At 72.8% G+C, this 12,052-nt stretch carries 9 protein-coding genes; all 9 read right to left on the bottom strand.

The window, feature by feature from the left end; genetic code table 11:
- Positions 1–10 precede the first annotated feature (10 nt).
- Positions 11–1,687: an ABC transporter substrate-binding protein gene (locus IF06_RS0117975; RefSeq protein ID WP_030272345.1), complete on the bottom strand. Its 1,677-nt coding sequence runs from the start codon at positions 1,685–1,687 to the stop codon at positions 11–13.
- Between the two features lie 115 nt (positions 1,688–1,802).
- The gene (locus IF06_RS0117970; protein ID WP_030272344.1) at positions 1,803–2,861 is read right to left on the bottom strand and encodes a LacI family DNA-binding transcriptional regulator; all 1,059 of its coding nucleotides are present in this window, start codon (positions 2,859–2,861) and stop codon (positions 1,803–1,805) included.
- A gap of 227 nt (positions 2,862–3,088) precedes the next feature.
- Positions 3,089–3,811: an FkbM family methyltransferase gene (locus IF06_RS0117965; protein ID WP_052166191.1), complete on the bottom strand. Its 723-nt coding sequence runs from the start codon at positions 3,809–3,811 to the stop codon at positions 3,089–3,091.
- Positions 3,812–4,350: 539 nt separating this feature from the next.
- Positions 4,351–4,731: a YccF domain-containing protein gene (locus IF06_RS0117960; RefSeq protein WP_030272340.1), complete on the bottom strand. Its 381-nt coding sequence runs from the start codon at positions 4,729–4,731 to the stop codon at positions 4,351–4,353.
- A gap of 41 nt (positions 4,732–4,772) precedes the next feature.
- Positions 4,773–7,589, bottom strand: coding sequence for a DUF5682 family protein (locus IF06_RS0117955; protein WP_030272338.1), 2,817 nt, complete (start codon positions 7,587–7,589; stop codon positions 4,773–4,775).
- Positions 7,586–8,698, bottom strand: a complete 1,113-nt coding sequence (locus IF06_RS0117950; protein WP_013286262.1) for an ATP-binding protein — start codon at positions 8,696–8,698, stop codon at positions 7,586–7,588. Before IF06_RS0117950 ends, IF06_RS0117955 begins: the two co-directional genes overlap by 4 nt.
- 13 nt (positions 8,699–8,711) lie before the next feature.
- Positions 8,712–10,037 (bottom strand): vWA domain-containing protein, encoded by a 1,326-nt coding sequence (locus tag IF06_RS0117945; protein ID WP_030272336.1) that lies wholly within the window; start codon positions 10,035–10,037, stop codon positions 8,712–8,714.
- Entirely contained in the window at positions 10,034–11,431 is a 1,398-nt protein-coding gene (locus IF06_RS0117940; protein WP_036311052.1) for a hypothetical protein, read from the bottom strand. Before IF06_RS0117940 ends, IF06_RS0117945 begins: the two co-directional genes overlap by 4 nt.
- The gene (locus tag IF06_RS0117935; RefSeq protein ID WP_198039669.1) at positions 11,431–11,901 is read right to left on the bottom strand and encodes a hypothetical protein; all 471 of its coding nucleotides are present in this window, start codon (positions 11,899–11,901) and stop codon (positions 11,431–11,433) included. The genes IF06_RS0117940 and IF06_RS0117935 overlap by 1 nt, the downstream gene beginning before the upstream one ends.
- Between the last annotated feature and the right edge of the window lie 151 nt (positions 11,902–12,052).

The following is a 12,052-nucleotide window of genomic DNA, read 5'->3' as shown; positions in this document are numbered from 1 at the left end:
CGGCGCCGGGTCAGCCGGCGACCGGCTTGAGGTGCAGCACCACGTCCACCGCGTTGGGCTGGGTGGGCTGGAGCGCGCCGTACGGGTTCGAGTCGTCCGGCCAGCCGGTCCAGTTCTTCGTGCTGTACGCGCCGCCGATGTTGTCCGCGCCGACCGGGATCATCGGCATCTGCTCGACGAAGATCTTCTGCAGGGTGGCCATCGCCGTGGTGCGGGTGGCGTCGTCGGTGGCGTTGGCGTACGACACCAGCGCGTCGGTGGCCTCCTTGCTCTGGAACCGGCCGAAGTTGCCCGCCGGGGAGGCGGTGCCGATCGGCTTGAGCACGCGGCCGTCCATGATGGTCCGGTAGATGTCGTACGGCGTGGCGCCGGACTCGGTCCACCGGAACGTGGCCTCGAAGTTGCCCTGCTCGACGTTGCGGAACCAGGCGTCCTGGTTGGCCTTGTCGATGGTCGCCGCGATGCCGATCTTCGCCAGGTTGCCCTTCACGATCTCCAGGCTGGTCTGGTAGTCGGACCAGCCGGCCGGGTCGGTGAGCCGGATCGTGACCGGCTTGCCGCTCTTGTCCTTGAGCGTGGTGCCGTCGAGCTTGTAGCCCGCGCCGGTGAGCAGCGCCTTGGCGCCCTCGACGTCGACCTTGTGCTCCTGGCCCTTGTACTCGGGCGCGATGAACGAGTCACCGGCTGGGCTGGGCAGGCCGGTCACGCTCTTGACCTCCGGGTGGAAGTAGCCGGCCTCGGCGGTGGTGAAGATGTCCGCCCGGTCGATCACCATGTTCATCGCCTTGCGCAGCGTCGGGTCGTCGAACGGCTTCTTCGTGGTGTTCACGTAGAGGCCGTGGATGCCCAGCACCGGCGGCGCCCACATCTTGTGGTTCTTCTGGTCCTTCGCCACGAACACGGTCTGGTAGTTCGGGATGAAGACGAAGCTCCACTCCGACTCGCCGTTCGCCAGCGCGGTGGTCTGCGCGCTGTTGTCCGTGTAGGACGTGTACCGCAGCTCCTTGACCTTCGGCGGGTCCTGCCAGTAGCCGCTGTCGCGCATGGAGAGCGTCGTGGTCGCCGGGGTGAACGACTTCAGCGTGTACGGGCCGCTGCCGACCGGCTGCTTCACCGGGTCGGTGGCCGGGTCGGCGATCTTCTCCCACAGGTGCTTCGGCACGATCGGCACCCGCCACAGCACCTTCTGCTGGTTGACGAACTGCGGGCTGGCCATCGAGATGGTGACCTCGTTGCCGCTGGCCACGGCGTCCGTGTACGGCACGCCCTGGTCGTTGAGGGCCGGGAACTTCTTCACCAGGTTGTAGGTGAACGCGACGTCCTCGGCGGTGACCTTCTGCCCGTCGGACCAGGTGGCGTTCTCCCGGATGGTCACCTTGACCGTCTTGTAGTCCGACGACCACTCGGCCTTGGTGGCGAGCCACGGCTTGAACGGCTCGGCCGGCTTGACCGGGTTCCACATCATCAGCGGCTCGTAGATCTGCCACCGGTAGCCGAGCGACGCGGCGGCCGAGGTGGTGAGGAACGGGTTGTTGTTCTCCGCCTGCGGGCCGTTGGGCATGCCGACGTTCAACACGGTCGCGGCCTGGCCGCTCTTCTTGTTCGCGTTCGGGCTGTCGCCGCAGGCGGCGGCGCCGGTGACCATCGCGCCGGCCAGCGCGAGGGCGAGGAGTTGCCGTCTTCTCATGGAGGTCTCCCTCGGTGGTCCCGCAGTCCTCGGGCGGGATGTGGTGGATGGAGGTGTGCGGTGGTGCCACCGGCGGGCGGGCCCGCCGGCGTGGTCGCCGGTACGGCGGGGTGGGTCAGGTGACGCGGACACCCGCCGGCTCCCGCGCGCCTGTCGAGTCCGGTGCGGTCGGGTCGCTCGTGGTCGTCGAGTCGCGGGCGGTGAAGCCGGTCGGGATGACGGTCGGGGTGTCCGGCAGCGGGGTGCCGGCGAGGTGGCCGATGAGCAGGCGGGCGGCGGCCGTACCCATCTCCCGCAGGGGTTGGCGCACCGAGCTCAGCGGCGGGTGGGTGTGCCCGGCCAGCGGGAGGTCGTCGAAGCCGACCACCGCCACGTCCTGCGGGACGCGCCGCCCGGCGTCGCGCAGCGCCTGCAACGCCCCGGCGGCCGACAGGTCGTTGTGGGCGAAGACGGCGTCGAACGGTACGCCGTCGGCGAGTAGCCGCCGTACCGCCGCGCGCCCGCACTCGAAGGTGAAGTCGCCCTCCACCACCCGGTCCGGCTCGATCGGTACGCCCGCGTCGGCGTAGGCGCCGGCGAACCCGGCGAGCCGTTCCCGGGTGCAGCCGAACCGGCGCAGGCCGGTGACGACGAGCGGCCGCCGCCGGCCGAGCGCCAGCAGGTGCGTGGCGGCGGCCCGCGCGCCTTCCTCGTTCGTGGTCCGCACCGACGGGAAGCCGGGCTGGTGGCCCCGGTCGTCGATGAGGATGACCGGCAGGCCGCGCCGGTGCAGCTCGGTGATGTAGTCGAGCGTCCCCTCCGGTTCGACCACGAGCAGGCCGTCGAACGACTTGGCCGAGACCTGGGAGGCGAACCGGCGCATCGACTCGTCGCCGTGGGTGCAGGTGAACAGCAGCATGCCGTAGCCGGCGGCCTCGACCACGTCGGCCGCGCCCTGGAGCACCTCGCCCATCCAGGGCCAGGTCAGCGCCGGGACCAGCATCCCGACCACCCGGGTACGCCCCCGGGCGAGGCCGACCGCGCGGGCGCTCGGCACGTACCCGAGGTCGCTGATCACGGCACGGACCCGGTCGGCGGTACGGACGTGCACCTCGCCCTTGCCGTTGAGCACCCGGGAGACCGTCGTCTTGCTCACCCCGGCGCGGGTGGCGACGTCGGCGATGGTGATCGGCACGTGACGCTCCCGGGTCGCAGGGATGAGCGGGGTGTTCGGAACCGGTTGCGGAAGCGGTTCCGTGGCAGTCAACCCAAGTGGCGCGGGTCACGTCAATCACAGACGGATAACGATGCACTGCTAAGTTCGAGGCCTGAAAAAAGTGTCCGGGCTGCGGCTCCGCCGATCACGGCGATGAGCAGGGTCGATGCCTCGTTCCTTCGTGCAGGGCGGTCCGAAGTGGACGCTCAGGGGCGGGCGTACACGTCGCCGGAGTTGGCCTCGTCCGGCAGCGTGCGCAGGTACGCGGCCACCTCGGCGGCCTGACGCCAGCCGGGCAGCGCGAACTCCATCTCGTCACCGATCGCCACGGTGAACCGGGTGAAGCCGAGCGCGGCGAGCCGGTCCAGGCAGCGCGCCGCCGCCACCCGGGCGATGGTGGTGAACTCGAACGACAACGCCGGAACCGGCCGGCTCAGCCCGGCCAGCACGGCGTCCTCGAAGCCCTCCACGTCGATCTTCACGAACGCCGGTACGCCGTACGCGGCCACGAGCGCGTCCAGCGTGGTGCCCGGCACCTCGATCTGGGCGTCCCAGATCTCGCCCGTCCAGCCGGGCGCGCCGTCGGCGGCACGGACGAACCCGGGGGAGGCGGTGGAGACGGTCGGGTTGGCCGAGTTCACGTGCAGTCGCACCGGCCCGGCGGTACGCCCGCACGCCGCCTCCACCACCGTCACGCCGTCGTCGTCCGTGTGCATCTCGCGCAGCACCCGGGCGCACAGCGGCTGCGGCTCGACCGCCACCACGCGCGCACCGAGACGGCGGAAGCTGCCGAGCCGGTCGCCCACGTGCGCGCCGACGTCGAAGACCAGGTCACCGGCGCGGACCAGCGGGGCGTAGAACGCGTCCAGGGCGGCGTCGCGCGCCGGGTCGCCGTGGTAGAAGTCCAGCGACCGGCGCAGACCGGACATCGCCGGGTCCGCCTTGAGCGTCTCGATCACCCCGTCCCGCACCCCTCCGACGCTAGCCAGCCGGGCGCGTCCCCGAGCGCCATTCGCGTCCCTTGAGCAATCACCCCATCCTCCTAGGACGCCGTAGAGATGGTGCGCTGCCCCGCGTCCGCTTCGCATCTCCGCGCGAGCAGTCAACGACGACCCAGCAGATCTTGGTACGAAACGGCCCCCATGAGGGCCGTTTCGTACCAAGATCGCCCGCAACCCCGGTGACCGGAACGCGGATCCCGCTCATCAGGACTCGCACTCGTTGCCCGAGGAGTGCTAACCACGGGTGGAACGTCATGGGTGTCAAACGAGGGCGGAGACACCCATGACGTTCCACCCGCTCGCGGGTCGCAGCGGACGCTAGGGGAGGGGCTGGGCGCGGCGAGGGCCGGCGGACAGGCAGGACGTCGATAGGGCAGCAGCTGTCCCGGCGTTCGCTCAGCTCCTACCGGCCACCAGGCTCGCCCGGCCCCGGCCCCGGCGCCCGCGCCGTCGGGGCCGGCATGTGGTTACGGGTTGTCGACGACCTCCTGGCCGAGCGGCCACAGCGCCGCCGGGACCAGCTTGAAGTTCGCCACCCCGAACGGGATGCCGATGATCGTCACGCAGAGCGCGATGCCGGCGAGGATGTGCGACAGCGCCAGCCACCAGCCGGCCAGCACCACCCAGAGCACGTTCGCCAGGCCGGAGGGCAGACCAGCACCCGGCTTGCGCACGATCGTGCGGCCGAACGGCCACAGCGAGTACGACGCCAGCCGCAGCGAGGCGACACCGAACGGGATGGTGACGACGAGGACGAAGCAGATCAGGGCGGCCACGCCGTAGCCCAGGGCCAGGACGAAGCCGCCGCCGAAGACGAGCCACAGCAGGTTCAGCAGAAAGCGGATCACCACTCCATGGTCGCCTGCCCTCGCAAACCCGCCGACGTCGATCAGTCCGCCAGCAGCGTCGCCACCGCATGAGCCGTCGCCGGATGTGCGGCGAGCAGCACCGACGCCCCGTCACCCGGCGGCGTGCCGCCCTCGGCGAGCGGCTGCCAGCCGCCGGAGCAGCCGAGCAGCGCCGCCACCGCGTCGACCGCCTCCGGGTGGGCGACCAGCAGACCGTGCACCGGACCGGTTCCCGGTGACGGCGCGGGCGCGGTGGACGGGGTGGGCGTGGCCGCCCACGGCGGTGTCCAGGCGTCCAGCGCGGGCAGCGTGGCGGGGAACGTGCGTTCCGCCTCGCGGACCAGCAGCGGCACCAGCTCCGGGCCGTGCTCGCGCAGTGTGGTGATCAGCGTCGGCAGCCAGGGCAGCAGCACCGGGTCGGGCAGCCCGGCGAAGGCGGACGACATGGTCTCCACCACGAACGGCGCGAGCCCCGGCACCGGTTCGAGCGCGTGCACGAAGCCGGACAGGTACTGCGGGAACGCGGGCACCACGAGCGGATTGGCGAGCAGCTCGGCGCACTGTTCGCGGAGTCGTGCCAGCGGCAGCAGGCCGAGCTGGTGGCGGGCGGCCCAGAGCAGCGCGAGCTTGGCCGGGGCCTCCGGGTGGGCCTGCGCGACGGCCAGTTCGAGCTGGGAGCGGTCGCACCCGAGCGACAACGCGAGGCTCTCCATGCTGAACAGGAAGCCGAGCATCGCGCCGACCTGCCGTACGCCGGTGGACTCGTCCACGAACGCGGTGGGCAGCAGCGTGCAGTAGTGGGCGTATCCGGTGGTGACGAACGTCCGGCACCACGCGGGCAGCGCCGGTGTGGTGGTGCGGTGGTGGGCGAGCAGCCGCCGGATGCGGCGCAGCACCTCCGGCGCGTCGTCCACCGTGCGTTCGGCGGCGAGCAGCTCCACCGCCCGCGCGCCGAGTTCGTCGACCAGGCGAGGGCTGTCCAGCAGCCGGATGGCGTCCTCGACGGCGGCGAGCGCGCGGGCGGCTGTCGCGTCGGGGCCGCGTACCGCCCGGCGCAGCCGCTGCTCCAGCACCTGTTCGACGGTGACGCCCTCGTAGCCCAGCTCGATCAGGGCGCGCTGGTTGCGGCCGAGCGCGAGGTCCCAGCTCTCCTGTTCGGAGCGGTGGCCGAGGCGGCGCTCGCCCATGATCGGGCGGACCGCGTCGGCGGGCAGCAGGTGCCGCAGCATCCACAGCAGGTCGGAGCAGGGTGCCAGCGCCGGGTCGGCGCGCAGGTCGAGCAGCGCCCGCTGCACGGTGCGCCGTTCCAGGTCGAGGCCGAGGGGGCGCAGCCGGTCCAGGACGTCGCGGGCCAGCGGCGGCAGGGAGTCGTACCCGACCTGGCCGACACGGTCGCCGCCGAGGAGGATCTCGCAGAGCCGGCGGACGTCGCGGCGGCCGGGCACCACGTCCTTCTCGATGCAGGTCACGGCGGCGTCGGCGAAGTCGTACGGCGTGGGCCGCGCGCGGTTGCGCATGGTGGCGAGCAGGATCGACGTCTCGAACACGGCGATCGCGTCGGCGGTGCTGGCGAGGTAGCCGTTGCGGCGGGCGAGCCGGACGATGTCGACGCACCAGCCGCGCAGTTCGGCCTCGTCCAGCTCGTCGAGGACGGGCGGGGCGGCGAGGAATCCGCTGAGCCGGTCCGTGGCCGGGCCGGTTGTGGCCGGCGCGGCGGCGCGGGCCCGGCGGCCCTTCTTCCCGGTACGCTGCCCGGCCAGCCGGTACGGCGTGAGCCGGGTGCGGGCGACAGCGGCCGTCCAGTTCGCGGCGGCGATGGACACGGTGCCCGGGGCCAGCCCGAACTGCGCCTCGATGGCCGAGTGGCTGGACGGGATGAGGCCGTAACGCCAGCGGGTGCCGGTGCGCGGGCTGATCGGGAAGTCCGGTGCGGTCGAGTCGAGGCCGAACTGTTCGACCCGGCTGGCGGCGTGGAAGGCGCCGCAGACGTAGAGGCAGTCGGCCGGGTCGGCGCCGCTTTCGGCGAGGTGCTGTCGCATCCGGGTCCACATGTGGCGTTCGCGGTCCTCGTCGCGGTCGTCGCGGGCGGACCGGGACGGGCGCAGCCGCCGGAACAGGCTGCCGATCAGCACCATGACCTGGCGGTACGTGTCGTGGTCGGCGTCGGCGAGCGGCCGTTCGACGTACTGGTCCCACCATTCCGACCAGTGCCGCACCTTGCCGTGGTGCAGCAGGTGGGCCTCCAGTTCGGCGAACCGGGGGCGCAGGTCGCCGATCTCCACGCCGACCGCGTCGCCGTGCAGTGCCGTGTCGTCGTCGGCGGACGCGGAGGCGGAGGCGGAGTCCGGCCCCGGCGCGGGCCCGGTGTCGTCGCGGGGGGTCCACTGGAAGACGTGGTCGGTGGACCGGTCCACGAGCACCAGCTCCACGCCGGGAGTGTCCAGCGCGTACGCGACGGCCTGGTATTCGGCGGACGCCTCGGTGATCGGGGCGACCACGCTCAGCGGGCTCCACTCGGCGGGGAAGCCGTCTAGTTCGGTGGCGAACGCCTGCACCGCCACCGGCAGTCGGCAGTTGCGCAGCTCGTCGAGCAGGGGGCGCAGGTCCTCGCAGAGCTCCAGGTAGATCACCTTGGGCGGGCGGGCACGCAGGCGGCGTGCCATGGCCAGCGCCGAGGCGGGGGAGTGGTGGCAGACCGGGAAGATCTCCAGCCGTTCGCGCAGCGCCCTGTCGACGTCGTCGACCATGCCGGTGAGGATGCCGGCGAGCGCGTCCGGGGAGCCGGCGAACGCGGCGGCGGCGTCGGTGAGCTGGTCGCGCAGCGGACCGAACAGGCCGGTCGGTGCGGGCGCGGTCATGACAGCGACGCGATCGCCTGGCGGCCGCCGTCGAGGAAGCCCTCCCAGTCGCCGCCGTCGGCCTTGGCGCGGGGCTCGACCACGCCGTGCAGGTACTTGTTGAGGATGGCCAGGTCCTCCGGGGCGCGGCGGGCCAGCGAGCCCATCAGTGAGCCGGCGAGCGTCTGCGCGCGCAGGGTGCGGTCGCCGAAGAACTGGCTGTGCAGGATCGCGTCCTCCAGCACGCCGATCTGCTCGGCGGTGGACAGCGCCGACTCCAGCTTCTCGTCGTCGCTGGTGGCGGCGGACGCGGCGGCGCGCAGGTCGGCGAAGCTCTGCAGCAGGATGTCGAGCAGGGTGGGCGGGACGTCCAGTTCGATGCGGTGCCGGCGCAGCAGCTCCTCGGTGCGGAAGCGGACGATCTCGGCCTCGCTGCGCTTGTTGGTGACCACCGGGATGCGGATGAAGTTGAACCGCCGCTTGAGTGCGGAGGACAGGTCGTTGACGCCCCGGTCGCGGCTGTTGGCGGTGGCGATGACGGAGAAGCCGGGCTTGGCGAAGACGATGTTGTCGTGGTCCAGTTCCGGGATCGAGACGTACTTCTCGGACAGGATCGAGATCAGCGCGTCCTGGACGTCGCTGGTGGAGCGGGTCAGCTCCTCGAACCGGCCGATCACGCCCTGCTCCATGGCGGTCATGATCGGCGAGGGGATCATCGACTCGCGCGACTGGCCCCGGGCGATGACCATGGAGACGTTCCACGAGTACTTGATGTGGTCCTCGGTGGTGCCGGCGGTGCCCTGCACGACGAGCGTGGAGTTGCGGCAGACAGCGGCGGCGAGCAGCTCGGCGAGCCAGCTCTTGCCGGTGCCCGGGTCGCCGATGAGCAGCAGGCCGCGGTCGGAGGCGAGCGTGACGATGCTGCGTTCGACGAAGCTGCGGTCGCCGAACCACTTCTGCGGGATCGCCCGGTCGAGGCCGTCGGCGCGTTCGGAGCCGAGCACGAACAGCCGGACCATGCGGGGGCTCAGCCGCCAGGAGAACGGCTTCGGCCCGGTGTCGACGGATTCGAGGTAGGCCAGCTCGTCGGCGTACTTGACCTCGGCGGGGGCGCGGAGCATGTCGGACATCAGGGATGCTCTCCTAGGTGAGGAAGTTCTTCAGCTCGGCGACGAGCTTGCGGATGTGGCCGGAGATGACGGGGGTGCCGAGGTCCTTGAGGCGCTGCCGGAACCAGGGGTTGACGCTCTGGTTGCCGGAGCTGTTGACCGAGCCGACCGGGATGAACTTCACGCCGGATCGGTGCACGGCCTCGATGCCGTCGAACAGCGGCTGGGACCTGTCGAACTCGTAGAAGTCGGAGATCCAGACCATGACCGTGTTCCGCGGCTCGACGATCTTGGGGCGGGCCAGGGCCATGGCGACCGGGCCGTCGTTGCCGCCGCCGAGCTTGGTGCGCAGCAGCACCTCGAACGGGTCGTGCACCCACGGGGTGAGGTCCAGCGCCCGGGTGTCGTACGCGATCAGGTGCACGTCGACCTTGGGCAGGCCGGCGAAGATCGAGGCGAGGATGGTGCAGTTGACCATCGAGTCGACCATCGAGCCGGACTGGTCGACCACCACGATCAGCCGCGACGGGGTGGTCCGCCGGGCGGTCTGCCGGTAGTAGAGCCGGTCGACGTAGAGGCGCTCGTCGTCCGGGCTCCAGTTGGTCAGGTTCTGCCAGATGGTGCGGTCCAGGTCGAGGTTGCGGAAGACCCGCTTGGGCGGCACGGACCGGTCGACGGCCCCGACGGTGGCCTGCGCGACCTGGGTACGCAGCACCTCGGCGACCTGGTCGACGTAGCGGCGGATCAGTGACTTGGCGTTCGCGAGCGCCACCCCGGACAGGTTGGACTTGTCCCGCAGGAGCTGCTCGATCAGGGACATGCTCGGGGTCAGCCGGGCGGCGAGCGCCGGGTCGGCGAGCACTTCGCGCAGCCGCATCCGGGCCACCAGGTCACCCTCCAGCCCGGCGAGCGTGGCACCCAGGCCGGTGCCCTCGCGGCGCAGCTCACCGGGCTGCGCGCCGCACGCCTGCTCGAACCAGCCTGCGTCGGCCTGCCAGCGGGCGAGCTGCCCGGCGCTGACCTCGCCGCCGCCGGTGGCGAACACGTTGAGCAGCAGCTTGGACGCCAGCGCGGCGCGGCGTACCTCGGTCTCGGCCGGCTGGAACGGCCCGGCGGCGGCTGTGGTGTCGTCGCCGGGGGTGAGCAGGCCGCGCAGCTCGCCGGCGAGGGCGGGGAAGCGCTGCACGACGGTGTCGACGGAGACGGCCGGGTCCAGCAGGGCGGCCGGCAGGCCGAGGTCGTCGACGACGGCGACGCTCGCCGACTCCAGGCCGGGCTGCTCGTCGGGGTGGAACAGGCGGGCGAGCAGCCGCCAGTAGAGCACCTGGCGGCGGTTGGCGTGGGTGCGGTCCTCGTTCATCGGCGCAGCAACCGTCCCGCGCGTTCGCGCAGCACCGCCACGGCGTCGCCCGCCTTGGCCTCGGCCTTGGCCGTCTTCGGGTCGGTGACGCCGCACGCCCAGTCGCCGTTGTGCGCCTCGACCGTCTGCCGCTTGACGGTGGCTCGGACGGCGAGGGGTTGCAGCAGCCAGCGGTCGTCGTCCCAGCGGAGCAGGCCGAGGCAGGCGGTGGAGGCGGCGACGAGCGCGGGGGTGAGCGGACCGGCGGCGGGCAGCCGGTCGGTGGCCAGGTGCAGGGACCGGCCGTCGAGGTCGAGCGCCGGGACGCCGTCGTCGTCGCGGACGGTGTAGCCCTCGACCAGTACCGGTTCGGCGATCGCGGCGGGGTGGCGCAGCAGCGGTGGGGTCGCCGCCGCCGTGGCGCCGGCCAGCAGCACCCGGGCCGTGGCGAACGGGTCGGCCGGCTCGCCGAGGGCGGCCCGCTCCTCGGCCCAGCGCAGGTCCGCGCCGTGGGCGGTCAGATCGGTGACGGTGATCGCCCGCCGCTGGGCCAGGGCGTTGAGCAGGACCGGGTACGCCTCCAGCAGCCGCCAGCCGGCCGGGCCGACGATGGTGGCGACCTTCGCCGCGACCACTGTGACCCGGACGAGCCGGGGCGCGCCGCCCCCGGCCGGTTCGAGCAGTGCGTGCACCTGCGCCTGGAACGCGGTGTCGTGCTCGTGCAGGTCGACGCCGAGGGGCAGCAGCCGGCCGGACACCGGCTCGCCGGGCGCGGTCTCGCCGTGCGCGCCGAGGGTGAGCAGGACGGCGCGGGTCCACAGGTCGGCCCACCGGCGGGCGGGCACCTGTGGCAGCGACGCCACCGGCAGGGCGGCGCGCAGTTCGGCGGCGAGGCCGTCGAGGAGCACCGCGATGCGGCGTGACGCCGGGTCGGCGAGTGCGGCCTCGACCGGCGCGGCGGCGGCGGAGAGCAGTTCGTGGTCGGTGCCGCGCCAGCCGGCGAGCGCCAGTTCGTGCAGCCAGGCCCGCGCGCCGGCCAGGGTGGGCGGGGAGACGGCGGTGCCGTCCGGTGCGGCGGTCCACGCCTCGCGGGGCCGGCCGAGCGCGGTGTCGAGGCGGTCGAGCAGGGCGTCGTGTGCCGCGCCGAGCAGCGCGGCACGGGCCCCGGCGAGGGCGGCCAGGTGGTCCTCGGCGAGCGCGCCGGTGCGCACCGCGCCGGCCGCCGCGTCCGCCCGTTCGGCCAGCGGCGTGCCGCCGACCGCGGCGGCCAGCGCGGCCCAGGCGGCGGCGCCGGGCTCGTCGGCGCGGGCCAGCCCGGCGGTGAGCGTGTCGTCGGCGCGGTCAATGACGGCGAGCGTCTCGGCCAGCCCGGGGATCGTCCCGTCGTGGAGCCGGGTCAGGTGCGCGGCGAGCATCAGCGCACCCCCGCCGTGGCCGGGAACCAGTGCAGCTCCGGCACCGCCGTGGTGGCGGCCGGGACCTCGAGGTAGGCCAGGTGGCGCAGGAAGCGGCTGAACACCACGGCGGCCGGGCCCGGCTCGTGCCGCGCGTCGGTGCGGGCCAGCAGGGCGGTGCCGCTGTCGACGCCGTCGCCCACATCCACCCGCAGGTAGCGGGCGACCTGTGTGACGCCGTACTGCAGCACCGCCTCGTCGGCCAGCGCGTGCAGGTGCTTGCAGAGCATGGTGCCGCGCAGCCCGCCGCAGGGCCGGTTGTTGTTGGTGCTGCAGTTGACCGCGTGCGTGCCGGCGGTCACCGAGGAGACGTAGACGCGTTCCACGTCGGAGCCGCTGGACACCACCCCCTGCAACCGCCCGTCGGCCAGTTCCACGAAGGGCACCTTGGCGAGCTTGCGGGCCCGCGCGGGCGGCGCCACCCGCAGCACGCTGCGCCGTCGCCACGAGGCGTCGTTCGCCTCCGTCATCTTCCCGACCTCCCCGCCGGCCGGCCGCCGCCGGGCACGCCGGGACGCCGTCGCCGGCCGTGATCCGTGCCGCTGTGACGACAAGGATCATGGACCACGGGTACGACAGGAG

The sequence above is a fragment of the Micromonospora globosa genome (assembly GCF_000717585.1).
Classification (GTDB): domain Bacteria; phylum Actinomycetota; class Actinomycetes; order Mycobacteriales; family Micromonosporaceae; genus Micromonospora; species Micromonospora aurantiaca.
The sequence above is the reverse complement of the archived record's forward strand: the minus strand, read 5'-3'. Positions and strand labels throughout refer to the sequence as shown.